Origin of the sequence: Kitasatospora sp. NPDC096140, assembly GCF_040303045.1 — a bacterium.
Classification (GTDB): Bacteria; Actinomycetota; Actinomycetes; order Streptomycetales; family Streptomycetaceae; genus Kitasatospora.
Genome location: NZ_JBEOUW010000003.1, coordinates 1 through 26,103, shown reverse-complemented (window position 1 = coordinate 26,103; position 26,103 = coordinate 1). Strand labels below are relative to the sequence as shown.

Sequence of the window (26,103 nt, the reverse complement as noted above, 5' to 3'; positions counted from 1 at the left end):
ACCGAGCGCGTCCGCACCCCCAAGACCAACACCCCGCCCCCCCCGCAGCCCCGCCGCCACCCCGCCCCCCCCCGCCCCTCGGGACGGGTGCCGTCAGCCCAGCAGGGCCTCGATGACGCCGGTGTGGGCGTCCTTCAGCTCGGCCAGCGAAACGCTGAACTGGCCCTGGACCTCCAGGTCCTGGCCGTCCACGACACCGATCCGGGTGGCCGGCAGGCCGCGCGCGGTGCACATGTCGTTGAACCGGAGCTCCTCGCTGCGCGGCACCGCCACGACGGCGCGGCCCGCGGACTCCGAGAACAGCAGGACGAACGGGTCCGCGCCCTCGGGCACGATGATCCGCGCGCCGTGGCCGCCCTTGAGGCAGCTCTCCACGAGCGCCTGGCCGAGGCCGCCGTCGGAGAGGTCGTGCGCGGCGTCGATCATGCCGTCGCGCGAGGCGGCGATCAGGATCTCGCCGAGCAGCCGCTCGCGCTCCAGGTCGACCTTGGGCGGCAGGCCGCCGAGGTGGTCGTGGACCGCCTGGGACCAGGCCGAGCCGCCGAGCTCGTCCGCCGTGTCGCCGAGCAGGTAGAGCAGCTGCCCCTCCTCGGCGAAGGCGACCGGGGTGCGCCGGGTGACGTCGTCGATGACGCCGAGCACCGCGACCACCGGGGTCGGGTGGATGGCGACCTCGCCGGTCTGGTTGTACAGCGAGACGTTGCCGCCGGTGACCGGGGTGCCGAGCACCAGGCAGGCGTCGGCCAGGCCGCGGGTGGCCTCGGCGAACTGCCACATCACGTCCGGGTCCTCGGGGGAGCCGAAGTTGAGGCAGTCGGAGACGGCGAGCGGCTTGGCACCGCCGGCCGCGACGTTGCGGTACGCCTCGGCCAGGGCCAGCTGGGCGCCGGTGTACGGGTCCAGCTTGGCGAAGCGGCCGTTGCCGTCGGTGGCGACCGAGACGCCGAGGTTGGTCTCGTCGTCGATCCGGATCATGCCCGAGTCCTCGCCGTGCGAGAGCACGGTGTTGCCGAGCACGTAGCGGTCGTACTGGTCGGTGATCCAGGACTTGGAGGCCTGGTTCGGGTGGCTCGCGACCTTCAGCAGGTCGGCCTTGAGGCCCTCGCCGGTGGTCGGGCGGGCCAGCCGCTCGGCGGTCGGGGCGTCGGCCTGCAGCGCGTCCTGCCAGCTCGGGCGGGCGAACGGGCGCTCGTAGGTCGGGCCCTCGTGGGCGACGGTGCGCGGCGGGACGTCCACCACGAGCTCGCCGTGCCAGTAGATCTCCAGGCGCTCGCCGTCGGTCACCTCACCGATGACGTTGGCGATGACGTCCCACTTCTCGCAGATCTCCAGGAAGCGGTCGATCTTGTCGGGCTCCACGATCGCGCACATGCGCTCCTGCGACTCGCTCATGAGGATCTCCTCCGGCGAGAGCGTGTGGTCGCGCAGGTGCACGGTGTCGAGCTCGATCCGCATGCCGCCGGAGCCGGCCGAGGCCAACTCGCTGGTGGCGCAGGACAGTCCGGCGCCGCCGAGGTCCTGGATGCCCTTGACGAGCTTCTCGCGGAAGATCTCCAGGGTGCACTCGATGAGGAGCTTCTCCTGGAACGGGTCGCCGACCTGGACCGCCGGGCGCTTGGCCGGCTTGGTGTCGTCGAAGGTCTCGGAGGCCAGCACCGAGACGCCGCCGATGCCGTCGCCGCCCGTGCGGGCGCCGTACAGGACGACCTTGTTGCCGGCGCCGGACGCCTGCGCGAGGTGGATGTCCTCGTGCTTCATGACGCCCACGCACAGCGCGTTGACCAGCGGGTTGCCCTGGTAGCAGGAGTCGAAGACGACCTCGCCGCCGATGTTCGGCAGGCCCAGGCAGTTGCCGTAGCCGCCGATGCCCGCGACGATCCCGGGCAGCACGCGCCGGGTGTCCGGGTGGTCGGCCGCGCCGAAGCGCAGCGGGTCCATCACGGCGACCGGGCGGGCGCCCATCGCCAGGATGTCGCGCACGATGCCGCCGATGCCGGTGGCCGCGCCCTGGTAGGGCTCGATGTACGACGGGTGGTTGTGCGACTCGACCTTGAAGGTGACGGCGTAGCCCTGGCCGACGTCGACCACACCGGCGTTCTCGCCGATGCCGACGAGCATCGCGTCCGAATCGGGCTTCTTCTCGCCGAACTGCTTCAGGTGGACCTTGCTGCTCTTGTACGAACAGTGCTCCGACCACATGACCGAGTACATCGCGAGTTCGGCGCCGGTCGGGCGGCGGCCGAGAATCTCCCGGATGCGCGCGTACTCGTCCTCCTTGAGGCCGAGCTCGGCCCAGGGCTGGGCGGCGTCCGGGGTCTGCTCGGCGTTCTTGACGGTGTCGAGGCTCATCAGGCGTTCACCAGCTGCTTCAGGACGGAAGTGAAGAAGCCCAGGCCCTCGGTGGTCGGACCGGTGAGCGGCTCCACGGCGTGCTCCGGGTGCGGCATCAGGCCGACGACATTGCCGGCGGCGTTGGTGATGCCGGCGATGTCGCGGTACGAACCGTTCGGGTTGACGTCCAGGTAACGGGCGACCACCCGGCCCTCCGCCTCCAGCTCGTCCAGGACGTGCTGGTCCGCGACGAACCGGCCCTCGCCGTTCTTCAGCGGGACGACGATTTCCTGGCCCGCCGCGTAATCCCGGGTCCAGGCGGTGCCGGCGTTCTCGATCCGCAGCTTCTGGTCGCGGCAGATGAAGTGCAGCGAGTCGTTGCGGGTGAGCGCACCGGGCAGCAGGTGGGATTCGCAGAGCACCTGGAAGCCGTTGCAGATACCGAGGACCGGCATTCCGAGCCTCGCCTGCTCGATGACGGTCTCCATCACCGGGGAGAAGCGCGAGATCGCACCGCAGCGCAGATAGTCGCCGTAACTGAATCCGCCCGGCAGGACGACGGCGTCGACCTGGTGGAGATCCTTGTCACGGTGCCACAGGGCGACCGGCTCGGCACCCGCGAGACGGACCGCCCGCTGGGCGTCGCGGTCGTCGAGGGAGCCGGGGAAAGTGACGACGCCGACGCGGGTGGTCACTTGCCCTCCTCCTCGACCCGGACGGTGAAGTCCTCGATCACGGTGTTGGCGAGAAAGGTCTCGGCGGCTTCGCGGATACGGGCGAGCGCCGCGTCGTCGACCGGGCCCTCCACATCCAGCTCGAAACGCTTGCCCTGGCGGACGTCGGCGATCCCGGTGAATCCGAGACGGGGCAGTGCACGCTGCACCGCCTGTCCCTGGGGGTCGAGGATCTCCGGCTTGAGCATGACGTCGACTACGACGCGTGCCACTGGCACTCCCGGTGGTGTCTTCGGTGAGGCGGGGGAACTCCAGACTACCGGTGGTTTCGGGCAGGATTGCTGGCCGGGGATAGCGACGCGCGTAGACCCGGGCCCCTTACGCCGCAAGGGATCCGGGGCCCCGGCCCCCCGTCCGGAGCGGCCCGTTTCCGGGGTTTCGGCGCCCGGAACCGCCCCCTCCGGAGAACACCCGAATACGGCACTTGGGGACAGATCCGCCCGTCCCGCACATCGGTATCCGACAGTCCCGCGAAGACACGTGAATATCCGGAAAAGAATGCCGGACTCTTCGATTTCGACCCCCTTCGGGTGCAGAATAGGGCCACCTGTCGCGGCAAGTGCTGCGTATCAGGCGGGCCACCGGCCTGCCCGTATGCGCTTGCGCGAGTAGGTGCACATCAGGCCCCGGGAGCACCCCCGTGGACCGGTGGCCGAATTGCCCGAGAGGATTGACACCCATGGCTCAGCGTGTAGTTGTCACGCTCTCCGACGACCTGGACGGCGGCGCCGCCGCAGAAACCGTCCACTTCGGCGTCGACGGGAAGTCGTACGAGATCGACCTGTCCGTGGACAACGCGGAAAAGCTGCGGGAGGCCCTCGCCCCGTTCGTCGCCGCCGGGCGGCGCCAGAGCCGCACCGGAAAGTCCTTCCGCCGCACCGCGCTCACCCCGGACCCCGCCGCCGTCCGCGCCTGGGCCCTGTCCCGCGGCATGGAACTGCCGGCCCGCGGCCGCATCCCCAAGCACGTGTACGAGGCGTTCGCCGAGGCGAACTGACCCCCGGGGCACCAGGCCCCCGGTCGCCCTGCCCGCCCGGATCGAAAGGGTGGGGCGACCACCCCGAACGATGCTGTAGAGTATTCCTCGTCGCCGCAACGGAGAGATCCGAAGAGGCGGCGGGTGCCCCACCAGGCACCATGCGGACGTGGCTCAGTTGGTAGAGCATCACCTTGCCAAGGTGAGGGTCGCGAGTTCGAATCTCGTCGTCCGCTCGCAGTGCGCGAGCACAGCACAACTCAATAGTTTGACCATGCGGACGTGGCTCAGTTGGTAGAGCATCACCTTGCCAAGGTGAGGGTCGCGAGTTCGAATCTCGTCGTCCGCTCCGGAACGAAGGGCCCCCTCGATCGAGGGGGCCCTTCGGCATTCCCGCCCGCGAATGCCCCATGACATTTGTCATCGCCGACCCGTGGATCCCCACCGCGATGTCATGACGGCGCGCACTGCCCGCACGGCCGGGCCGGCGGAAGGCTTGGGGCATGGAAACGAGCCGCCCCTCCCGCCCCAGCGACCATGTGATCGAGGTCACCGACCTGCACCGCCACTACGGCAGCGGTGCCACCGGCCACCACGCCGTCCGGGGCGTGGACCTGACCGTCGGCCGCGGCGAGCTGTTCGCCCTGCTCGGCACCAACGGGGCGGGCAAGACCTCCGCCATGGAGCTCATCGAGGGCCTGGCCGCCCCCAGCGACGGCACCGTCCGGGTGCTCGGCCACGACCCCCACCGGGAGCGCGCCGCCGTCCGCCCCCGGATCGGCATCATGCTCCAGGAGGGCGGCTTCCCCGGCGACCTCACCGCCGCCGAGACCGGCCGCGTCTGGGCCGGGATGACCAGCGGCGCCCGGCCGGTCGAGGAGGCCCTGGAGCTGGTCGGCCTCACCCACCGCCGCGACGTCCGGGTCAAGCAGCTGTCCGGCGGCGAACGGCGCCGGCTCGACCTCGCGATGGCCCTGCTCGGCCGCCCCGAGGTGCTGTTCCTGGACGAGCCCAGCACCGGCCTCGACCCCGAGGCGCGCGCCGCCGTCTGGCGGCTGGTCCGCGAACTGCGCGCCCAGGGCACCACCGTGCTGCTCACCACGCACTACCTGGAGGAGGCCGAGGAGCTGGCCGACCGGCTGGCCATCATGCACGGCGGCCGGATCATCACCTCCGGCACCGTCGCGGAGGTGATCGCCGGACGGCCGTCCCGGATCTCCTTCGAGCTGCCAGAGTTCGCCGGGACCTCGCTCCCGCCGCTCGCCCCGGCCGAGGTCACCGTCGACGGCCGCAAGGTCACCGTGCAGACCGGCGACCTCCAGCACACCCTCCACGCCCTGCTCGACTGGGCGCACCGGCACGGCGTCGCGCTCGGCGCCCTGGACGCCCGCAGCGCCTCGCTGGAGGAGGCCTTCCTCGCCATCGCCTCCGAGGCCGCCCACCAGGCCCCGCCGCAGGCCCCCGCCGCCCCCGCCCGTCCCGCCCGCCGCCGCCTGATCGGATCCGCCCGATGACCACCGCCGCCACCGCCACCGCCGCGCCCACCGCCACCGGCCCGCAGGGCACCGCCACCCGCCGGCTGCTCGCCCTCGGCCGCGCCGAGGCCGTCCTGCTGCTGCGCAACCGCACGGCGATGTTCACCGCCCTGCTGCTGCCGCTGCTCCTGGTCTTCTCCCTGAAGGGCACCCTCGGCAAGCAGGCCGAGGACAACCCCGGGCTGGACGTCGACTCGCTGCTGGTCTACGGCTCGGTCGGGATGATGCTGTCCTTCGTCGTCTACTACAACCTGACCGCCGCCTACGTCGCCCGGCGCGGAGAGCTGGTCCTCAAGCGGCTGCGCACCGGCGAGGCCCGGGACATCGAGATCCTGCTCGGCACGGCCGTCCCCTCGCTCGCGCTCGGCCTGCTGATGGCCGCACTGATCGGGATCGGCGGCAGCGTCGGACTGCACCTGGCGGTGCCGGTCAACCCGCTGCTGATGGTCGTCGGCCTGGTGCTGGTGCTGGCCACGATGATCGCCCTGGCAGCGCTGTCCAGCGCCTTCACCAGGACCGTCGAGAGCGCCGGCATCACCACCCTGCCGATCATGCTGATCATCCAGCTCGGCTCCGGCCTGTTCATCCCGCTGGAGGTCATGCCCGCGCAGGTGGCCGACGCCTGCCGACTGCTGCCGACCACCCCGGCCTTCCAGCTGATCCGCGTCGGCTGGTTCGGCACCGACGGCTCGGCCGCCGCGACCGGCTTCGCCGGCAGCTGGGGCGCCGCCGGCCCGCACCTCGTCACAGGTGCGATCTGGCTGGGCCTGGCGGTCTGGGGCGCGGTGCGCTACTTCCGCTGGGAGCCGCGCCGCTGACCGCTCGACAGCAAACCAAGGATTTCTCCCGGTTCGACCTCTGATATGAAGGCAGCAGCACGATCATGGTGGAACTGGGGGGACGACACGTGGACATGCGCTCACCACTGCGCAGATGGAAGGGCTACGGCAAACCCCACCGCGCGGAGCTCTACTTCCGCTGGTCGATCTACCTGATGCCACTGGCCGCGGTGCCGGTGGCGCTGCTCAGCCTCGGCGCCCACCTCGACGAGTACTCGCCCGGCGCCGCCCGGGTCTCCCTGGCCGTCTCGCTGGTCACCACCCTGGTCGGCATCCGGGCCTGCCGGACCTCGCTCGACCACTACCTCGGCCGGCCGGCCGACCACCGCCGCTGGCTCGTCGTCAACGGCGCGGTCACCGTCGGCGGCATCTGGGCCCTGCTGCTGGCCGGCCCGCGGCCGGACGGGACCGGCGCTCCGCCGTCCACCGTCCTGGTCGCCACCGTCCTGCTGATCGTCGCCTACGGCCCGATCTCCGTCGGCCTCCGGCTGCGGTGGTCCGCCCCGGTCGCCGTCGCCCTCGCCGCGGCGGTCGCCCCGGCGATGATGCTGGCCGGGGTGAGCGCCGGCACCACCGTCGGGCAGCTGATCGGCACGCTGCTCGGAATGCCCCTGATCGCGCTGAGCTGCCGCAGCTTCGCCTGGCTGACCGCGGTGGTCTGGGAACTGGACGGCGCCCGCGAGACGCAGTCCCGGCTGGCCGTCGCCGAGGAACGGCTGCGCTTCTCCCGCGACCTGCACGACGTCATGGGCCGCAACCTCACCACGATCGCGCTGAAGAGCGAACTCGCCGTCCAGCTCGCCCGCCGGGGCCGCCCCGAGGCCGCCGAGCAGATGGCCGAGGTGCAGCGGATCGCCCAGGAGTCGCAGCGCGAGGTCCGCGACGTCATCCGCGGCTACCGCACCGCCGACCTGCACGCCGAGGCGATCGGCGCCCGCGCGGTGCTCCGCTCCGCCGACGTCGCCTGCGAGATCGACCTCGGCGAGGCCGCCGACGAACTGCCACCGCACGTCCAGGCGGTGTTCGGCTGGGTGATCCGCGAGGCCACCACCAACGTGCTGCGGCACAGTGAGGCCGAGCGCTGCCTGATCCGGCTGCGCCGGGAGGGCGGACGGGCGGTGCTGGAGCTGGAGAATGACGGGGTGCCCGCCGTGCCGCTCCCCTCCCAGGGCGGCGGCACCGGGCTGCGCGGACTGCGCGAGCGCCTCGCCGCCCACGACGGCGAGCTGACCGTGCCGACCGCCGGGCCCGGCGTCTTCCGGATGCTCGCCACCGTCCCGCTGCCGAACTGAGCGGACGGACGAACCGAACGGACCCGGGCGAACCGCCCGACCCGGGCGAACCGAACGGACCCTGGCGATCCGAACGACCCGGGCGAACCCGCCCGACCCGAGCGACCCGAGGAAGTGCCGACCGATGACCGACACCGCGCCCGTCCGCGTCCTGCTCGCCGACGACGAGCACCTGATCCGGGGCGCGCTGGCCGCGCTGCTCTCGCTGGAGGACGACATCGAGGTGGTCGCGCAGGCCGGCTCCGGCCCGGAGGCCCTGGCGATGGCGCAGGCGCACCGGCCGGACGTCGCGGTGCTGGACCTCCAGATGCCCGGCAAGGACGGCATCGAGGTGAGCGCCGAGCTGCGCCGGCTGCTGCCGGACTGCCGCTGCATGATCGTCACCGGGCACGGCCGCCCCGGCTACCTGAAGCGGGCGCTGGAGGTCGGCGTGCGCGGCTTCCTGCCGAAGACCGTCTCGGCGGCGGACCTGGCGGGCATCATCCGCACCGTGCGCTCCGGCGGCCGGTACGTGGACCCGGAGCTGGCGGCGGACGCGATCAGCGCGGGCGAGACCCCGCTGACCCCGCGCGAGACGGACGTCCTGGAGCTCGCCGCCGACGGCACCCCGATCGCCGAGATCGCCGAGCGGGCCGCGCTGTCCCAGGGCACCGTCCGCAACTACCTGTCCTCGGCGGCCACCAAGCTGGGCGCGGAGAACCGGCACGCGGCGGTGCGGATCGCCCGCGAGCACGGCTGGATCTGAGCCGCAGCCGTGCCCGCGGGCGTCCTAGGGGCGCCCCCGTGGGGGCGTCCCGACGGGCGTCAGGCCCAGGTGGTGCCGGTCAGCCGCTCGTAGACCTCGATGTACTTGGCCCGGGTCTGCTCGACGACCTCGTCCGGCAGCGCCGGCGGCGGCAGCTCGCCGTGGCGGTCCCAGCCGGAGGCCGGGGAGACCAGCCAGTCGCGGATCAGCTGCTTGTCGAACGAGGACTGCGAGCGGCCCGGCCGGTACTCGTCGGCCGGCCAGTAGCGCGAGGAGTCGGGGGTGAGCACCTCGTCGCCGATCACCAGCTCGCCGTCCAGCAGGCCGAACTCGAACTTGGTGTCGGCCAGGATGATGCCGCGCTCGCGGGCGATGTCCCGGGCGCGGGCGTAGACGTCCAGGGTGGTGCGGCGCAGCTGGTTCGCCAGCTCGGCGCCGATCCGGCGGGCGGTCTCCTCGTAGGGCACGTTCTCGTCGTGCTCGCCGACCTCGGCCTTGAGCGCCGGGGTGTAGATCGGGGCGGGCAGCTCGGAGCTGTTCTCCAGGCCCTCCGGCAGGGCGATGCCGCAGACCGTGCGGCTCTGCTCGTACTCGGTCAGGCCGGAGCCGGCCAGGTACCCGCGGGCGACGGCCTCGACCGGGATCATGTCCAGGCTGCGGCAGACCAGCGTGCGGCCCTTCCAGTCGGCGGGGGCGCCGGCCGGGACCTCGGTGGAGATCACGTGGTTGGGGACGATGTCCGCGATCCGCTCGAACCACCACAGCGACAGCTGGGTGAGGACGCGGCCCTTGTCGGGGATCTCGTTCGGCAGCACCCAGTCGTGGGCGGACGTCCGGTCGCTGGCGACCATGACCAGCTCACCCGACTCGGTGCGGTAGAGGTCGCGCACCTTGCCGGTGTGCAGGTGGACCAGGCCGGGTACCTGGACCGGCTCGGGCTTGGTGACAAATCCGCTCAAGGTGTCTCAGTCCTCAGGGGTCGTTCGCGGGCGTGGGGCACTGCGAAAGGGGAGGTCACTGCCCCCGCAGTCTTTCACGACCGCCGGTCCCGCTCCCCCGGGGCCGCCGGGGCTCAGTTCTTGCAGAGCCGGTCCAGCAGGTTGGCGGTGGCCCGCTGGATCCGCTCGTCGGTCAGTCCGGGGCGGCCCAGCGCGGGCGACCAGGCGAAGGTGCCGGCCGCGAAGACGTACGCGCCGCTGGGCGCCCGGTACAGCGAGGTCTCCTGGTAGCGGGTGCGGCCCGACAGGTCCTGGTAGGGCGAGTGGGCCAGCAGCACGCGTTCGGTGTGCTCGGGCAGCGCCACCTTGGGGTAGTACCGGTCGGCCTCGCCGGCGACCAGGCCGGGCAGCTCGTCGCCCTCCTGCAGGCCGGTGCCGTCCCAGAGCCAGTGCGCGGTGTGCCGGGCGACCAGCGGGACGGGCGCGGCGACCCGGCCCGAGTACTGCACGCCGAGCAGGTGCTGCTCGGGCTCCCCCGCGTCCCGCCACAGCGCGCTGGCGGAGCCGGACACGCCCGCGGCCGGGCTGCCGGGCCCGACCTTCTGCCGCTTGCGGCAGTTGAGCAGCCGGTGGGGCTCGCCGGAGGCGGCGGCGGTCAGCTCGACCCGCCAGTACATGGTGTTGGCGGAGAGGAACACCAGCGAGGTGCCGCCGTCCCGGGCCCGTTCGGCGGCCCGGCGCATCGGGGCGGACCAGTACTCGTCGTGGCCGGGGAAGACCAGCGCCCGGTGCCGGGCGGGGTCGACCAGGCCGGCGTGCAGGTCGGTGGCGGTGGCGTAGGAGAGGTCGTAGCCGTAGCGCTCGGCCCAGCGGATGAAGTCGTACGCGTGGCCGACGTGCAGCGGCAGCCCGGCGGTGGCGTGCGGGCGGTCGAAGGAGACGGTGACGGCCGCCTCCGGCTCGCCGAGCAGGCCGCCCCGGCCGTCCCAGGCGTGGTACAGGCTGGCGCCGGTGCGGCCGTCCTCGGGGAACAGGTTGTACGCCTGCCAGGTCACGTCCGGGAGCACCAGGAGCAGCTCGGCCGTGTTGTGCCCGCGGTCCTCGAAGTCCCGCACGGTGAACGGGATGTGACTGCGGTGCGCGGTGTCCGAGGTGGTCAGCACGGCGACGTACGCGCCGGGCTTCCAGTGCGCCGGGATCTGCAGCCGCCAGGAGTGCCACCAGTGGTGGCAGGAGACCGTCCGGTCGACCACCAGCGGGGCGGGCTGGGCGAGGCCGGAGACCGGCGGGCTGGTGGTCATGTGGCGGGCGCCGTCGCCGCCGTAGTGGCCGATCCGGAAGACGCTCACGGTGAACTCGCGGGGCGGGTTGACGGTGACCCGGAAGTCCACCGAGCCGCCGGGGCGGATCACCCCGGCCGAGGCGAAGCCCTTGATCTGCTGGTCCACGTCGTTGGAGCTCTGCGGAGTGCCGACCGACGGCTTGGGCCGGGCCCCGGCGGTCAGCGGCTGCTGGCCGGGCGCGTCCACCGAGACGTACCAGGGGACGGCGCCCTCCGCTCCGGCCAGGTACTGGTCCGGGCTGCGCAGCCAGGGCAGCGGGCCCTGTCCGAAGGGGTCGGAGACGCTGTAGGCGTGCGTTCCGGACTCCCAGCGGCGGTTGAGTTCGGTGCCCACGCGCCCCTCCCAGGTGCACTTCCGCCCGGTTGGCACGTGCCCCCCGGATGTGCGTGCGGTCTAATACACCACAGAGTGCTGGCGCTCCGTCACCCTCCGGTGGCAATTGGTGCCGGGAATCTCGCGGTCCGCCCGGAGGGGGCCTCCGGCCTGCGGAGACGACCGGCGGCCGAGCCGTCCGGGGGCGCGTGCGGGGGTGTCGAGCGCCGTCCCACCCGTCACAGCCGGACGGGTTTCTCCAGGCGGACGTCGGCGGCGTCCAGCCAGGCGCGCAGCGGGCCGTCCTGGCCCTGCTCGACGGCCTGGGCGACCGGGCCGGCCAGGTCGGTGCGGCGGACCCCGCCGAGCAGCAGCACCGGGCCGTCCAGCCAGTCCAGCCCGGGGGCGCCGCCGGCGGTGTCCACGGCCGCGCAGCAGACCATCGCGGTGACGTGGTCGACCAGCAGGTCGCGACCGGTGCGGTCGGGTTCCAGCAGCGGGGCCGGGGCGGTCGTGCGGGCCACCTGGGCGGCGAGCGCGGCGGCCAGCCGTTCGCCGTCGCCCTCGGCGAGCCGCACCAGCAGCCGGGTGAGGGTCGGGGCGCCGGGGCGGGAGTGCGGGGCGAGCCGGTCCAGGGGGGCCTGCAGGGCGGCGGCGCCCGCCCGCCAGCCGGCGTCCACCACGTCGGCCGGGTAGTCGGCCCACTCCAGCTCGTGCCAGGCGCCGGCCGCCGGGCGGCCGAAGAACAGCTCGGCCGCGAGCCGGGAGACCGCCCGGTCGACGGCTCCGGGCTCCTCCAGCAGGTCGCAGGCGGGGCGGTCGCCGAGCCGGGTGCCGTAGCCGTCGGCCAGCCGGTCGCGGCGGGACAGCTCGGTGAGGGCGGCGACCACGCCGGCGTTGAGGTGGGCGGGGTGGCGGCCGAGCCGCCAGGCGGGCAGCGCGACCCGGGTGAGCAGCCGGTCCCAGCCGGCGTAGGCGAGGCCGACCTGCTCCTGGGCGGCGATCCGCAGGCCGTAGTCGACCACCCTGGCCTGCTCGGAGGCCCAGCTCGCGACGGAGCGCTCCAGTTCGGCGGAGTGGCCGCGGCAGGCACCGAGCAGGCGGCGGGCGATCCGGCGGGCGATCCGGTCGGCGAGCGCGGCCGGACCGCGCCGCGGCGGCCGGGGCGGGGCGGCCAGGGTTCCGCCGCCGAGGCCGGGGGACGTGCCCCGGCCGGAGTCCAGGCAGGCGTCCAGGCTGCGCAGGAACCGGCGGGCGGCGGCGATCTCCGGATCGGCGGAGGCGGCGGCGCCGGCCACCACCGGGGCCAGCAGGGCGCGCAGCTCGCCGGCCCGCATCCACCAGAGGAAGGGCGAACCGATCACCAGGACCGGGGCGGGCGGCTCGGGGTGCGGGCGCAGCGGGTGCGGCCGCGGCGGGCCCGGCCGCCGCACCGGTGGGACGTCCTCCAGCCAGCTGTCGCAGTCCGGGGTGAGGGCGACCGCGGAGGGCGCGGGGACGTCCAGCCGGTCGGCGAGTTCGGCGATCAGCCGGTACAGCTCGGGGGCCTCGGCGCGTTCCAGCGGCACGGCGGGGGTCCGGGGCGGCTCGGCCCGGTGCAGGGCGCGGGCGGTCAGCCCGGCGACCAGCAGGGTCAGCGCGGCGACCGCGCAGACCGCCCAGCGGACGGCGTCCCAGCCGGCGGCGTCGGCGGCGCCGGGCGCGCCGATCCGGCCGGTGAACCGGCCCGCGAGCAGGACCACCGCCACGGCGGCGGGCAGGACGGCGGCGGCCAGGGCGAGGCCTCGGACCCGCAGGACCGCCTGGGCGTGAGCGCGCGCGGTGTCGACAGCGGCCATACGGTGCGGCACCCCCTTCGGAGCCCTCGGGCGCCCGACGACGGGCCCTGAGCCGACTCGAAACGATCAGTTCCGACCGGGAAGCGGAGGCGTCCGATCCCGGTAGTGCATGCTGCGTGGCGCTACTGACATTTTCGACGCCCCGGCCCGGGTGGTCGTTCCGGATCGCCCCGGTTTCCACTCGTCCCGGTGACGTCGCCCGGATTCCGGACGCCCGCGACCGGTCCGGTGCGAAGCACCCGGCGACCGCCCGGCCGGACGCCGTCCAGCATCCCCCCGCAGGGGCGCCGCTACCCGGCGGCGACCCCGGCACGCGGGCCCCGCGCACTGCGATCCAGCGCACCATAAGGCCGGGCGCCCCGTTACGTCAGCCGGATGCGGGCGCTGTCACCCGATGGGCTGGAATCCGTCGGCCGATCGGTGCGTCGGCCCCCGGAAGCGGTCCGGCCCCGAAACGCCGGGGGCGCTGCGTCCATGGGGTTGATTCCCACGGTCCGCAGCGCCCCCGGTACGGGCTCGGCTCGGCCTAACTGCCCTACGCGGTGGCCGCCTTCAGCGCGATGTCGGTGCGGTGCTGGCCGCCCTTGAGCGAGATCCGGTCCACCGCGGCGTACGCGCGCTCGCGCGCCTCGGCCAGGTCGGCGCCGGTCGCGGTGACCGACAGCACGCGGCCGCCGGCGCTCAGCACCTGCCCGTCCTCGCCCGCCTTGGTCCCGGCGTGCAGCACGAACGCGGTGCCGTCCGCCTCGGCCTCGGCCAGGCCCTCGATCGGGTCGCCGGTGCGCGGCGCGGCCGGGTAGCCCTCGGAGGCGACGACCACGGTGACGGCCGCGCCGTCGTCCCAGCGCAGCGGCTCCAGCTGGTCCAGGGTGCCGTTGGCCGAGGCCAGCAGCACGCCGGCCAGCGGGGTGCGCAGCCGGGCCAGCACGACCTGGGTCTCCGGGTCGCCGAAGCGGGCGTTGAACTCGATCACCCGGGTGCCGCGGGAGGTGAGCGCCAGGCCCGCGTACAGCAGGCCGGAGAACTCGGTGCCGCGGTGGCGCAGCTCGTCCACGGTCGGCTGCAGGACGGTCTCCAGCACCTCCTCGACCAGCCCGGCGGGCGCCCACGGCAGCGGCGAGTAGGCACCCATGCCGCCGGTGTTGGGGCCCTCGTCGCCGTCCAGCGCGCGCTTGAAGTCCTGCGCGGGCTGCAGCGGGAGGACGGTGGTGCCGTCGGTGATCGCGAACAGCGAGACCTCGGGGCCGTCCAGGTACTCCTCGATGACCACGCGCTCGCAGGAGGCGGCGTGCGCCAGCGCGGCCTCGCGGTCGGAGGTGACCACGACGCCCTTGCCGGCGGCCAGGCCGTCGTCCTTGACCACGTACGGGGCGCCGAAGGCGTCCAGCGCCTCCGCGGCCTCGGCGGCGGTGGTGCAGACGTAGGAGCGGGCCGTGGGGACGCCGGCGGCGGCCATCACGTCCTTGGCGAACGCCTTGGAGCCCTCCAGCTGCGCGGCCGCGCCGGAGGGGCCGAAGACCGGGATGCCGGCCGCGCGCACGGCGTCGGCGACACCGGCGACCAGCGGGGCCTCCGGGCCGACCACCACCAGGGCGGCGCCGAGCCGCCGGGCCAGGTCGGTGACCTGGGCACCGTCGAGCTGGTCGACCGGGTGGACCGTCGCCACCCGTGCGATCCCGGCGTTGCCCGGGGCACAGTGCAGCTCGGTGACAGCGGGATCTTGGGACAGAGAGCGGCACAGGGCGTGTTCGCGGGCGCCGCCGCCGATGACGAGGACCTTCACGCCACGCAAGCGTAGTCGGTGGCCTGTTCCGGCCGCTCCCCGGTCCCGTCGGATCCTCCAGGAGAAGAGGTCCGTACGCCGACGATACCGGAGGATCCTCCAAGCCCGGGGGCCCCAGGTGGGCGCTGGGTGTCCGGGTCACGACCACGGGTCACCGGGCCCTCGCTCGGACGGGTGAAATCTCGCCGCCCCCCGCAACCCGCTCACCTCGGGTTCCGATGGCTTGAACCGGTAACGATCAACCGGGAAGCTCCCCCACGGTCAGCCATTTGGCGGTAAGAAGTGCTGTTGGACAACCACCGGCAGACGCCACGTCAGCCGATGCGCCGCCAGACCCAGCCGCCCGCCCGCCACAGGGAGCCCCACAGGTGAGCCAGCCGGAAATGCAGCCCGAGGAGAGTGCCTGGGGCAAGGAGATCGGCGAGGAGGACCCGCCCGCCACCGCCGTGGTCCGCCGGGAGCCCACCCGCCGCCGGACCGATCTGAGCACCCGACAGTTCCCCCTCGGGGACTGGGGCGAGCCGGCCGAGCGGCTGGAGGAGCTCTACCGCTGGTCCGAGGAGCGGGCGGTCGAGGCGATCGAGTGGTACCGCCGGGACCGGGTCTGGAAGCGCCGGTGGGCGCGTCTGCTGCGGTTCGGCTCGGCCGGGTTCGCGGTGGGCGCCGTGACGGCCCCGCTGGTCGACCTCGCCGGCAGCTTCGCGCACGGCGCCAGCTGGGGCTACGTCGGCCTGGCGCTCTCCGCCGCCTGCTACGGCGCCGACCGGGCCTTCGGCCTCAGCTCGGGCTGGATGCGGGACGTCTCCACCGGGCAGGCCCTGCAGCGCCGGCTGGAGGCCTTCCAGTTCGACTGGGCGTCGGAGTGCGTGCGCGAGGTGCTCGGCCCCACCGAGGGCACCGCGGGCGAGGCCGCGGAACGCTGCCTGGGCGTGCTGCGCCGGTTCTGCGAGGACGTCTCGGACATGGTCCGCACCGAGACCTCGGAGTGGATGCTGGAGTTCCGCGCCTCGATGACCCAGCTGCCCACCCAGGCCCCCGGGAGCTGGGGCGGCCGCTCCGAGCCCGGGATGGGCGCCCAGGTGCGGGTGCTGCCGCCGCCGGGCACCCGGCCCACCATGCCGCGCCAGCGGCCGCCGGAGGGGCCGCTGCGCTAGGGCCCGGAGGGCCCACGCCGGGCCACGGTGGGCCGTCGGCGGGCCTCCGTGGCGCTAGGCGAAGACGATCATCGAGCCCTGGGTGACGCTCCTGGTCGCCGCCGCGTACAGGCCCGACCAGGCGTGCCGCTCCCGGGCGAAGGGGTGCACGTCGTCGATCGGCGGCCCGAACGGCTGCTCCAGGCCGGTCGGGCCGAGCGGCCGGGTCGGGTCCGGCGGGTTGAGCGGGTCGATGCCCAGCGCCGGTGCCACCGCCTGCAGTTCGCGCAGCAGTCCGTGGCTGGAGCCGAGCGGGCCACCGGAGGCGAGCAGCGCGTCGTCCACCAGCGGCACCGCGAACTCGACCGGAACGTACGCGCCCGCGTGGTCGAAGTGCCAGACCAGGTGCGACTGTTCGGCGCTGCTCTCGAACATCTCCAGCAGCTGCTCGTAGTCGCCGCCGAGCGCGTCGACCGGGGTGATGTCCAGGCCGGTGAGGCCCAGCAGGTAGGCCCGGCGCAGGAAGTGCAGCGAGTCGTAGTCGAAGGCGGCTATCGGCTCGACCGCGCCACTGATGCCCGGGACGTACTCGTAGACCGGCACCCCGGGCAGCCCGCGCGCGGCCAACACCTCGTTGTAGAGGGCTAGATCGTCCCGGAAGGGGTTGTCGGGGCTGTGGCTCAGCACGTCCACCAGCGGGACGAGCCAGAGGTCGCAGGCCATGGCCGGCAGTTCCTCTCCGGGCGGTGGGGGATCGCCCGCGGGGCGGGGCGACGACGGGGGCGGGGTCGGTACCCGGACGGCCCTTCGCGGACGCCCGGTTCGACGCCCGTCACCCTACCGGCCCGGGGCGGCGTGCGGGTCGGGCCGTCCCAGCGGGGCCTCGGGGGGCGCCGGAGACGGCCGCCGGCCGAACCGGCCGTAGGGCACCGCGCGGGGCTGCGGCACCAGGCCGAGGCCCAGCCCCAGCTCCCGGCCCAGCTCACGGCCGACCTCGTCACCGCGCAGCGGCCGCTCGCCGCGCACCGCACCGGGCTCGCCGGGCTCGGCGGGGCCGCCGGGCTTGGCGGGGTCGGCGGGCTCGGCGGGGCCGCCGGGCTTGGCGGGGTCGGCGGGCTCGGCGGGCCCGACGACGGAGCCGGGCCCCGGCTCGGCGGCCGACGGCCCGCCCGGGACGGGCGGCGGCTGCGTCCCGGTGGTCTCGGTGAGCAGCCCCAGGACCGTCACCGACTCCAGCGGCTGCCCGGCCAGCTCGGCCAGCAGCCGCGCGGTGGCCAGGTTGTACTCGCAGATGATCCGGTACGCGCCGGCCAGGTCGTGCGCCTCGATCGCCCCGACCAGGTCCTGGTGGCGGTCCCAGCAGACCCCGGCCAGGCCGGGCATCGCCCGCAGGTAGGGCGCGGCGAACATCCAGGACTGCACCCGCAGCCAGTCCAGGTAGTCGGCGACCCGCCGGTTGCCCAGCAGTCCGGCGACCTCCTGCCAGAACCGGCGGTCGCAGCCCACCATCACGTCCAGGTTCCCGGCCCGGGCGGCCCGGACGGCCGCGTCGGCCCGGCGGCGCAGCGAGGGCAGCCGGCTGAGGTCGGGCAGGGCCCGGCGGGTGGAGAACTGCCGGTGGAAGCTGTCGGCGAGCAGGACCCGGGACTCGAAGATCTCCAGGAAGTCGTCCCAGCACAGTTCGGGCACGGTGAAGCCCCGGTGGTGCTCGGCCCGCAGCAGCCCCTGGGCGCCGAGGTCGACCAACGCCTCGCGGGCCGGGGTCGCGGAGACGCCGTACAGCTCGGCGATCTCCTTGACGGTGAAGTTGCGGCCGGCCGCCAGTCGGCCGGCCATCATCTCCTCCCGCAGCGCGCCGGCGATCTGCTCGCGCAGGCTGTTGCGGTGGATGACGGGACGGGGGGTGCCTGCGCCGTCGACAGGCATGGGCGCGACCTCCTCGGGCGGGCCGACCGGGCCGACCCTGGACGGACCGGCGGGAACACGACGAGTGCTCATCTTCTCAAACCCGCCCGGGCCAGGTCCGAACCAACCCTCCGACAAGACGGTCCCCCGGCCCCGGCCGGTCCGACCGGGGCCGGACCGACTAGCGCTGGACCGGTGCCGGGATCCCCAGCAGGCGGTCCCGCAGCACCGGGAAGTCCTTGCGCGCCGCGGCCACCTCGGACGGGTCGAAGTCGACCGTCAGCACCTCCTCCTCCGTCCCCGCCTCGGCCAGCACCCGGCCCCACGGGTCCACCACGATGCTGTGCCCGGCCTGCTCCACCCCGGCGTGCGTCCCGGCCGTGTTGCAGGCCAGCACGAAGGCCTGCTCCTCCACCGCCCGCGCGCGGGCCAGCAGCGTCCAGTGCTCGCGCCGCCGGGCCGGCCAGGCCGCCGGGACCACCAGCAGCTGCGCACCGGCGTCCAGCAGCGCCCGGAACAGCTCCGGGAAGCGCAGGTCGTAACAGGTGGCCAGGCCCAGCGTGGCGAAGTCGGTGGGCGCGGTGACGATCTCCTGGCCCGCGCCCATCACCACGGCCTCGCCGCTGTCGAAGCCGAAGCGGTGGATCTTGCGGTAGGTGTGCACCAGCTCGCCGTCCGGGGCGAACAGCATCGAGGTGTTGTAGATCGGCCCGTCCGGGTCCCGCTCGACGATCGAACCGGCGTGCAACCAGACCCCGGCGGCCCGGGCGGCGGCCGCCATCGCGTCCGAGGTGGGCCCGTCCAGGCCCTCCGCGCCGTCCGACCAGAGGTCGTACGCGAAACCGCCGAGCGGCCACAGCTCCGGCAGCACCACCAGGTCGGCGCCCTGCTGGGCCCGCACCAGCGCCGCCGCCCTGGCCCGCCGCTCGGCGGGCGGCTCGGCGTCGGAGACCGCGAGTTGGATCAATGAAGCGCGCACAGTACCACCGTCCACGGCAAGAGTCCTACGATCGTCACCCGAAAGCGCTGCCCTGCTGTTCCCCGGCAGCGTAACGTGCGGTTAGCGTGTGCGCCCGGAAAGCCGGACCATCCCGGCCGGCGGTGACGGCGGGGCACAGGCGGCAAGGAAGCTGACGGAGGGCCGGAGATTCCCGTGACGGACAACCAGACCGTGCAGGCTTACACCGAGGCGTGGACCCAGAGCATCGAGTCCATATCGGAGCTGGTCGCCCCCCTCCCCGAGGGCTCCTGGAACCGGGCCACCGAGTGCCCCGGCTGGTCCGTCCGGGACGTCGTCTCGCACGTCATCGCGGTCGAGTCCGAGCTCCTCGGCGACCCCCGCCCGATCCACTCCCTGCCACGTGACCTCCGTCACGTGACCACCGAGTTCGCCCGCTACGTCGAGCTGCCGGTGGACAAGCGCCGCTGCCACACCGCGCTGGAGATGACCAGCGAGCTGGAGTACACGATCATCCGCCGCTCCCGGGCGCTGCGGAACGCCAAGCAGACGCCCGGCGAGCCGGTCCGCTGGCCGGCCGGGCCGCTCGCCCGGGACGTCCCGTACCACGAGCTCCTGCGGATGCGGGCCTTCGACGTCTGGGTGCACGAGCAGGACCTGCGCCGCGCCCTGGACGCCCCCGGCAACCTGGACGCCCCGGCCGCCCTGATCTCCCGGGACCTCCTGCTGGAGCTGCTGCCCAAGGCCGTCGCCAACAAGGCCGGCGTCCCCGCCGGGACGGCCATGGTGCTGGACGTCACCGGCCCGGTGGAGTTCCTGCGCACCGTCCGGGTCGACGCCTCCGGCCACTGCACCGTGGACGAGTCGATCAGCCTGGCCCCCGACGTCCAGCTCAGCATGGGCTGGGAGACGTACGTCCGGCTCGCCTGCGGCCGCGGCCGCCCGGGGCCGGTGTCGGTGGAGGGCGACAAGGAACTGGCCGACCGGGTGCTGGCGAACTTCTCCGTCACCATCTGAGCCCCACCGGCGCACGCCACCCGGCGTACACGCACCAACGCACGCCGGGTCGGCACCTCTCGTGCATCCGCACGTCAATGCAGCACCAGCCACCTCACCCGTTCGGCCTCGTTGTTCCGGGCAGTCATGCCATCACCCGGAAGAAGGAGGAACGTCCCGATGGACGACGAACGGGAACAGCAGGAACGGATGGTGCTGGTGCGGTCGAGCTTCCCGGTCACGGGGCAGCCCATCAGGGTCGTGATGATCGACGGCGAGCCGTGGTTCGCGACGGCGGACGTGTGCCGGGTCATGGGTCGGCGAAACCCGGCCACCGCCGTGTACGGGCTGGAGCCCCACCAGCACCGCACCGTGGACCTGCGGTCGGTAACCGCCCAGCAGATGGAGGGTTACGACGATTCCGCAGGTCAGAAACCCTACCGGCGAGGAAATCCATTGCTCGGCCTGGTGAGCGAGGCGGGGCTGTACAGCCTCCTCATGAGGTCGGACAAGAAGTCCGCCCGACCGTTCCGGGCATGGGTCACCGAGGAACTGCTCCCCTCCGTCCGCCGCGGGGACACCGACGTCCCCACCCAGCAGCGGCGGATGGCGGAGACCCTGGCCGAGGCGATCGGGCAGCAGGTGCAGATCGTCGCGGAGATCGACCACGAGGACTGGCCCGGGCTGACCGTCCGCTCCGACGGGACGGTCCACTGCCGGCACGGGGAGATGGTCCTCCACCTGCCGGGCCGGGAGGAGGACAGCGGACCGCCGTTCGGGGCGTACTTCGCCTGCCCGGGCGGGGAGCGGGTCGGCATCCGGGGCAGCCGGGTCGTCCCCGGCTGCCCGAAGCTGAAGCTGGTCGACCTGATCCGCCTGCGGCGCGAAGCACGGCCCGCCCCCGGCACCGGGCCCGTGCCGGACCACGGGCCGATGCGTGCGGAACTGCACGGCGCCCGGCTCTTCGGGACACCGCCGCAGATGGCCGCGTTCATGCGGGCGTACGGCCGCTGATGCCCCCGCCGACCCTCGGGTGAAGCGGGGGCCGGCACGTCTTCGCAGGTCGGAAACCCTACGTCTCCGAGGCGAGGACCCTCCGCCGCAACCGGAGGATCATCAGCGTCCCCACTGCCAGCGGGACGTACTGCCAGCAGAACGCCCAGCGGAAGGCATCGGCCGGGTAGCCGTCGGTGCCTTCCGGGGTGAGGGCGTCCAGCAGGACGCCGACGCCGAAGAGGGTGATCATCGTGCCGATGAAGCCGCCCATGTTGACGATTCCGGAGGCGGTGCCGAGCCGTTCCGCCGAGTTCCGGGAGCGCGCGTAGTCCAGGCCGACCAGCGAGGCCGGGCCGTTGCTGCCCATCACCAGGATGATCCCGACCAGCAGCCACACCGGCGGGTGCCCGCCGGGCCAGGCCAGCACCAGCGCCCAGCCGAGCGCGGTGGTCGCGATGACGGTCAGCACGATCGGCATGCGGGCGCGCGCGGTGCGGGAGAGCAGGCGGCCGAAGAGGAACCCGAAGCTCATGTTGCTGAGCACCAGCAGGGTCAGCATCCCGCCCGCCCCGGCCCGGGACATGCCCTGCGCCTGCACCAGGTAGGGCAGGCCCCAGAGCAGGCCGAAGGCGTTGCCGGGGAACTGGGTGGTGAAGTGGATCCACAGCCCGAGCCGGGTGCCGGGCTCCCGCCAGCAGTCCAGGACCAGCCGGCCGACCCCGGGCCGCTCCCGGTGCTCCACCGGCCGGATCGGTTCCGCCTGCGCCGGGGCCTCCCGGAGGAACAGCGCGACCAGCGCGAACACCGCCACGCCGAGCAGCGCGATCGCGGCGAAGGTGGGCGTCCAGCCCTCGCTGTGCAGCGCCTGCGCCAGCACCACGGTGGTGACCAGGTTGCCGCCCATCCCGGCCAGACCGGTCAGCTGGGCCACGAACGGGTTCCGGGCGGCCGGGAACCAGCGGGCGGCGATCCGCAGCACGCTGATGAAGGTCATCGCGTCGCCGCAGCCGAGCACCGCCCGGGAGGCCAGCGCGGGGGCGAAGGAGGAGCTGAACGCGAAGGCCAGCTGACCGGTGCTGAGCAGCACGACACCGAGCAGCAGCACCCGGCGCGGCCCGAAGCGGTCCACCAGCAGGCCGACCGGGATCTGCATGGCCGCGTAGACCAGCACCTGGAGGATGGAGAAGGTGGAGAGCGCCGAGGCGCCGATGCCGAAGCGGTCGGCGGCGTCCAGCCCGGCCACGCCGAGACTGGTGCGGTGGATGACCGCCAGGACGTAGACGCTGACGCCGACGGACCAGGCCGTCCAGGCGGCACGGCCACCCGGCGGCGCGGGAACGGGGCCGGAAACGGGCGCGGACGCGGGTGCATGGGCGGTCGAGGGCCCGGCTGTGGCTCGGGGAGCGGAGGCGGACGGGGGCGCGGCTGAAGGGGCGGGCTCCACGGACATAGTGCGACCAGACTAGTCATCCCATGATTGGACGCCCAGGGCGGGGTTCGGTCGCCCGGGCGCGAACCCGCGACCCCCCGGGCCGGTGGATCCGCCGGTGCGCTCCCCGGCAACAGCCGGCCCCGGCCAGCCCCGACAGCCCCCGACACAGCCCCCGCCGGACTCAGCGAGCCTCCGACAGCCCCGACAACTCCCGCCGGCCTCAGCCGGTCAGCGTCCAGGACACCGACCGGGTCATGAAGCGGTCCCGGAAGGCCTCGTCGCGCACCCAGTCCGTGGTGTCCCGGACGGTCGCCGTCACGGTGGCCGTCCGGCCCGGGGCCAGGTCCAGCCGGGCGGTGTCCAGCCAGGAGGCGTCCGCGGACTGCGGTGCCACCGGGACGCCGTCCACCTTCCACTCCACCTTCAGCTGGCGGGCCCCGTTCAGCGGCAGCGGCCGGACGTCGAGCCGGGGCCGCCCGGTCACCTCGCCGGGCGCCGGCAGCGGGGCGTCGGTCGGCCGGACCTTGCGGTAGAGCTCCTCGATGATCGCCTCACGCGAGGGCAGGTTGTACGCGCTGCCCAGGGTGCGCATGACCGAGTCCGGGGTCGGCCGGTAGAGGCCGTTGCCGCTGCGGTACGCGCCGACGACCCCGGCACCGTCCGGGGACGCGGCGCCCAGCCAGCGCCACCACTTGGTCTGCTTCTTGCGCATGTCGTCGGCGTTGAGGGTGGAGAGGTTCGGGTAGTCGGCGTCGTCGGGGGCGCTGTCGTACTCGTCGCCGAGGTCCCCCACGGTGTGCCCGATCTCGTGCTGGATGATCCGCCCGGCGTCCTGGCTGCCGCCGGCCAGGGTGGTCACCCCGGTGCCGCCGGCGCCGCCGTACTCGGTGGAGTTGGCCAGCGCGATCAGGTACTGCGGCCCGCTGCCGTCCCCCGCGTACCGGGCGGTGGCGGCCTCGTCTGCGCAGAGCAGCCGGGCGGTGCCCTCGCACCAGAAGTGCATGCCGAGCGGGGTGGCCGGGTTGCGGCCGCGGCTCTCGGTCTCGGCTATCCCGGACACCGGGGAGACCACGTCGACCCGCCGTACGTTGAAGAAGCCCTGGTAGGTGCGGAAGGGCTCGATGTCCATCAGGGCGTGCCAGGCCTTGTCGGCCTGCTGCCGGAACAGGTCCTGTTCGCCCGCCGTGTAGCCGTCCCCGAGCAGGACCAGCGTGATCCGGTTGGCCGGGTCGCCGGTCCGACGTATGTCGACCGTCGGGGCGGCCCCGGCTATTCGCTGGTCGGCGCGGAGCGCGGTGTGCGGCGGCACCGCACGGTCGGCCGGAGCGCCGGGCCCGATCACGCCGAACGGCGAGGGACCGACCAGTTCCAGGGCGGCGGGCAGCAGGGCGGTGGACACCAGCACGAGGGCGGCCAGACTCCGGACGAGACGGCCAGGGTTGCCAGGCGGCATACGGGTGCGTCCTCGGGGCTCCGGTCACCCGGTGTCGCCCGGGTGGTGGAGCGGAGACGTACCCGGACCGGCGTGTCGCCCCCACCGGCGGGCGCAAATGTCACCGACCTGGCCGAACGATCCGCATCCTCCCTGCCATGAGGACCATGCAGGTCATGCGGGTCATACCAACCACACCCCCGCCCGGACCGTCCCCGCCCGACCTTCCAGCACCCCTGCCCAGGCGCCCTCCCGCAGCCCCGCCCAGGCCCTCCCGCAGCCCCGGTCAGGCCTTCCGGAGGCCCAGCACCAGATGGGTGCCCAGCCCGAAGAGCAGCCCCCAGAACGCCGAGCCGATCCCGAACAGGCTCATCCCCGAGGCACTCGCCAGGAAGGTCACCACCGCCGCGTCCCGCCCGCGCTCCTCCGCGACCGCCGCCGCCAGGCTGCCCTGCAGCGAGGCCAGCAGGGCGACCCCGGCGATCACCGCGATCAGTTCCTTCGGCAGCCCGGTGAACAGGCTGACCAGCACTCCGCCGAAGCTGCCCACCAGCACGTACAGCGCGCCCGAGGACATGCCCGCGACGTACCGGCGGCGCGGGTCCGGATGGGCCTCCGGGCCCGAGCAGATCGCCGCCGTGATCGCCGCAAGGTTCACCCCGGGCGAGCCGAACGGGGCCATCAGCATCGACACCGCCCCGGTCGAGCCGATCAGCAGCCGGTCGTCCGCCCGGTAGCCGAAGGCCCGCATCACGCCGAGGCCCGGGGCGTTCTGCGAGGCCAGCGTGACGATCGTGAGCGGCAGCGCGAGCCCCACCAGCGCCGACCAGGAGAACGCCGGCACCGTCAGCACCGGCACGGTCGGCCCGCCCGAGCCCGGGTGCAGCGGCAGTCCGACGGTCAGCGCCGCCAGCACCCCGCCGACCAGTAGCGCGACCGGTACGGCGTACCGCGGCGCGAACCGCTTGGCCAGCAGGAAGGCCGCGAAGCTGCCCACCACCAGGACCGGCGCGCCGTGCACCGCGCCGAAGATCCCGGCACCGAAGGAGAACAGGATGCCCGCGAGCATCGCGTTCACGATCCCGACCGGCACCGCCGCGATCAGCCGGCCGAACCAGCCGGTCACCCCGAACAGGGCCACCACCACCGCGCTCACCAGGAACGCCCCGACCGCCTCCCGGTAGGGGTAGTCGCCCAGGCTGGTCACCAGCAGCGCGGCCCCCGGCGTGGACCAGGCGGTGATCACCGGCGTCCGGGTCCACCAGCTCAGCGCGAAGCCGCTCACCCCGCTGCCGATCGCCACCGCCCAGATCCAGGAGGCGGTGTGCGCCGTGTCCAGCCGTCCGGCCGCGGCCGCCGCGAGCACCACCACCAGCGGTCCCGAGAAGGACACCGCGACGCACACCAGCCCGGCCAGCAGTGCCGGCCCCGACGCGTCCCGCCGCAGCGACCGACGTTCCCCGCTCCCGACCGGCGTCGTTTCCGGTCGAATCGTCAGCTCATCCGTCATCCCGGCAGTATCCCGGAGACCTGACGAAGGCTCCCGAAAAGTTTTTGGATCCACCTGCAACCCCTGCCGGGGATGCGCGTCTATACGGATGAAGGCACGGAGAGCGAGACCGGCAGAGCCGGGGGGCGCTTCCGCTCAGGAGGAGCGGGGCCGGTCGTCTTCACCCACACACCGTCAGTCACATGACCCTGGGGAGTCACGTCATGCGCACGTCCGTTATCACCCGCTTTGCGAAGAACGACCGCGCCCTCTCCGGCCGCCGCCGCATCGCCGTCCTCGCCGCCACCACCGTCCTCGCCGGCGGCATCCAGTTCCTCGCCACCGACAGCGCCTGGGCCTGCGGCGACAGCGACGGCAAGGCCACCGCTGTCACCGCCCCGGCCGCCGACCCGGCCAAGCACGACGGCACCTACCAGTCCGGCTTCCACATGACCCCGGACGGCCAGACCATCACCGCGGGCGGCCCCAAGGTCGAGATCGGCGTCGGCGTCACCAACTTCACCGGCGCCCCGTACCGGAACGTCTCCGCGAACCTCTGGCTGTTCAACCCGAAGGGCAGCACCAACCTCCAGGACTTCACGGTCGAGGTCGCCACCGCCGGCGGCTGGAAGCCCGTCGCCCTGCGCCACGGCTGCGACCCCTCGCTCTTCACCGTCGCCTCCCCCGCCACCACCACCCCGCGCCTGGAGAACGGCCGGGCCGCCAACTTCATGTTCCGCGTGGGCCTCTCCGCGAAGGCGCCGAAGGACGTGACCGAGATCCAGGTCGGCACTTGGGCCCAGGCTCCCGGCTTCCCGGATGTGACGGGCGACATGCACACCTACCACGTGGCTCGAACCGCCGCCCCCGCGCAGCCGACCACCCCGGCCAAGCCCGCGCCCACCAAGCCCGCCGCGCCGGCCAAGGAGACCAAGAAGGCCGAGCCCGCCGCCGACAAGACCCCCGCCAAGGTCACCGAGCCCACCGGCACCACGCCCACCGCCACTTCCACCGCACCCGCCACCACCGCCCCGGCCGGCACCCCGGAACTCGCCCAGACCGGCGCCTCCTCCACCAACACCTTCCTCGCCCTGTC

21 protein-coding genes, 2 tRNA genes and 1 pseudogene are annotated in these 26,103 nt (G+C 73.8%); 11 read left to right on the top strand and 13 right to left on the bottom strand.

Annotated features, from left to right (window positions below; all coding sequences use genetic code 11):
- Positions 1-93: 93 nt before the first annotated feature.
- Genes purL through purS form a run of 3 tightly spaced genes read right to left on the bottom strand, consistent with a single transcriptional unit; the run spans position 94 to position 3,277 of the window.
- Positions 94-2,349 (bottom strand): phosphoribosylformylglycinamidine synthase subunit PurL, encoded by a 2,256-nt coding sequence (purL, locus tag ABT048_RS03455; protein WP_350519632.1) that lies wholly within the window; start codon positions 2,347-2,349, stop codon positions 94-96.
- Complete coding sequence (gene purQ / locus ABT048_RS03450) at positions 2,349-3,026, bottom strand: phosphoribosylformylglycinamidine synthase subunit PurQ (protein WP_350519631.1); 678 nt, start codon at positions 3,024-3,026, stop codon at positions 2,349-2,351. Before purQ ends, purL begins: the two co-directional genes overlap by 1 nt.
- A complete protein-coding gene (gene purS, locus ABT048_RS03445; RefSeq protein WP_049654013.1) occupies positions 3,023-3,277 on the bottom strand; it encodes a phosphoribosylformylglycinamidine synthase subunit PurS in 255 nt (84 codons plus the stop codon). Before purS ends, purQ begins: the two co-directional genes overlap by 4 nt.
- Before the next feature lie 467 nt (positions 3,278-3,744).
- On the opposite strand from purS, the gene ABT048_RS03440 reads away from it, so the two are divergent.
- From ABT048_RS03440 to ABT048_RS03410, 7 genes are all read left to right on the top strand, one after another.
- Positions 3,745-4,062, top strand: coding sequence for a histone-like nucleoid-structuring protein Lsr2 (locus tag ABT048_RS03440; protein ID WP_030056585.1), 318 nt, complete (start codon positions 3,745-3,747; stop codon positions 4,060-4,062).
- Between the two features lie 142 nt (positions 4,063-4,204).
- Positions 4,205-4,277: transfer RNA gene (locus ABT048_RS03435), tRNA-Gly, on the top strand.
- A gap of 40 nt (positions 4,278-4,317) precedes the next feature.
- Positions 4,318-4,390: transfer RNA gene (locus ABT048_RS03430), tRNA-Gly, on the top strand.
- 154 nt (positions 4,391-4,544) lie between these two features.
- Positions 4,545-5,555 (top strand): ABC transporter ATP-binding protein, encoded by a 1,011-nt coding sequence (locus ABT048_RS03425; protein ID WP_350519630.1) that lies wholly within the window; start codon positions 4,545-4,547, stop codon positions 5,553-5,555.
- A complete protein-coding gene (locus ABT048_RS03420; protein WP_350519629.1) occupies positions 5,552-6,394 on the top strand; it encodes an ABC transporter permease in 843 nt (280 codons plus the stop codon). The genes ABT048_RS03425 and ABT048_RS03420 overlap by 4 nt, the downstream gene beginning before the upstream one ends.
- A 95-nt stretch (positions 6,395-6,489) precedes the next feature.
- Positions 6,490-7,707, top strand: coding sequence for a sensor histidine kinase (locus ABT048_RS03415; RefSeq protein ID WP_350519628.1), 1,218 nt, complete (start codon positions 6,490-6,492; stop codon positions 7,705-7,707).
- A 124-nt stretch (positions 7,708-7,831) separates the two neighbouring features.
- Positions 7,832-8,452: a response regulator gene (locus ABT048_RS03410; protein WP_350519627.1), complete on the top strand. Its 621-nt coding sequence runs from the start codon at positions 7,832-7,834 to the stop codon at positions 8,450-8,452.
- A gap of 59 nt (positions 8,453-8,511) precedes the next feature.
- Here ABT048_RS03410 and ABT048_RS03405 read toward each other — a convergent pair whose 3' ends face one another.
- From ABT048_RS03405 to purD, 4 genes are all read right to left on the bottom strand, one after another.
- Complete coding sequence (locus ABT048_RS03405) at positions 8,512-9,411, bottom strand: phosphoribosylaminoimidazolesuccinocarboxamide synthase (RefSeq protein WP_350519626.1); 900 nt, start codon at positions 9,409-9,411, stop codon at positions 8,512-8,514.
- A gap of 113 nt (positions 9,412-9,524) precedes the next feature.
- A complete protein-coding gene (locus ABT048_RS03400; protein WP_350519625.1) occupies positions 9,525-11,066 on the bottom strand; it encodes a N,N-dimethylformamidase beta subunit family domain-containing protein in 1,542 nt (513 codons plus the stop codon).
- Between the two features lie 218 nt (positions 11,067-11,284).
- Entirely contained in the window at positions 11,285-12,883 is a 1,599-nt protein-coding gene (locus ABT048_RS03395; protein WP_350519624.1) for a hypothetical protein, read from the bottom strand.
- Between the two features lie 535 nt (positions 12,884-13,418).
- Positions 13,419-14,666: a phosphoribosylamine--glycine ligase gene (gene purD / locus ABT048_RS03390; RefSeq protein WP_350519623.1), complete on the bottom strand. Its 1,248-nt coding sequence runs from the start codon at positions 14,664-14,666 to the stop codon at positions 13,419-13,421.
- 368 nt (positions 14,667-15,034) lie between these two features.
- Here purD and ABT048_RS03385 point away from each other — a divergent pair, with 368 nt between their 5' ends.
- Positions 15,035-15,820 (top strand): SLATT domain-containing protein, encoded by a 786-nt coding sequence (locus ABT048_RS03385; protein ID WP_350519622.1) that lies wholly within the window; start codon positions 15,035-15,037, stop codon positions 15,818-15,820.
- A gap of 54 nt (positions 15,821-15,874) precedes the next feature.
- Here the strand turns inward: ABT048_RS03385 and ABT048_RS03380 are convergent, their stop codons facing one another.
- The 3 genes from ABT048_RS03380 to ABT048_RS03370 form a co-directional block, all read right to left on the bottom strand.
- Positions 15,875-16,522: a putative DNA-mimic protein gene (locus tag ABT048_RS03380; protein WP_350519621.1), complete on the bottom strand. Its 648-nt coding sequence runs from the start codon at positions 16,520-16,522 to the stop codon at positions 15,875-15,877.
- A 114-nt stretch (positions 16,523-16,636) separates the two neighbouring features.
- On the bottom strand, positions 16,637-17,725 hold the full coding sequence (locus ABT048_RS03375) for a GntR family transcriptional regulator (protein ID WP_350519620.1): 1,089 nt from the start codon (positions 17,723-17,725) through the stop codon (positions 16,637-16,639).
- A gap of 160 nt (positions 17,726-17,885) precedes the next feature.
- Positions 17,886-18,683 (bottom strand): carbon-nitrogen family hydrolase, encoded by a 798-nt coding sequence (locus ABT048_RS03370; protein ID WP_350519619.1) that lies wholly within the window; start codon positions 18,681-18,683, stop codon positions 17,886-17,888.
- Positions 18,684-18,857: 174 nt separating this feature from the next.
- On the opposite strand from ABT048_RS03370, the gene ABT048_RS03365 reads away from it, so the two are divergent.
- Together ABT048_RS03365 and ABT048_RS03360 are read left to right on the top strand one after the other, a co-directional pair.
- Entirely contained in the window at positions 18,858-19,679 is an 822-nt protein-coding gene (locus ABT048_RS03365; protein WP_350519618.1) for a maleylpyruvate isomerase family mycothiol-dependent enzyme, read from the top strand.
- 159 nt (positions 19,680-19,838) lie between these two features.
- A complete protein-coding gene (locus ABT048_RS03360) occupies positions 19,839-20,672 on the top strand; it encodes a BRO-N domain-containing protein (RefSeq protein WP_350519617.1) in 834 nt (277 codons plus the stop codon).
- Positions 20,673-20,730: 58 nt separating this feature from the next.
- Here ABT048_RS03360 and ABT048_RS03355 read toward each other — a convergent pair whose 3' ends face one another.
- The 3 genes from ABT048_RS03355 to ABT048_RS03345 all read right to left on the bottom strand — a co-directional run bounded on the left by ABT048_RS03355 (position 20,731) and on the right by ABT048_RS03345 (position 25,028).
- Complete coding sequence (locus ABT048_RS03355; protein WP_350519616.1) at positions 20,731-22,104, bottom strand: MFS transporter; 1,374 nt, start codon at positions 22,102-22,104, stop codon at positions 20,731-20,733.
- A 202-nt stretch (positions 22,105-22,306) separates the two neighbouring features.
- Positions 22,307-23,539, bottom strand: a complete 1,233-nt coding sequence (locus ABT048_RS03350; protein ID WP_350519615.1) for a M64 family metallopeptidase — start codon at positions 23,537-23,539, stop codon at positions 22,307-22,309.
- A gap of 265 nt (positions 23,540-23,804) precedes the next feature.
- The gene (locus ABT048_RS03345) at positions 23,805-25,028 is read right to left on the bottom strand and encodes a benzoate/H(+) symporter BenE family transporter (RefSeq protein WP_350519614.1); all 1,224 of its coding nucleotides are present in this window, start codon (positions 25,026-25,028) and stop codon (positions 23,805-23,807) included.
- Between the two features lie 203 nt (positions 25,029-25,231).
- Between ABT048_RS03345 and ABT048_RS03340 the strand changes: the two are divergent.
- Positions 25,232-26,103, top strand: a pseudogene (locus tag ABT048_RS03340) (hypothetical protein); the annotation flags it as partial.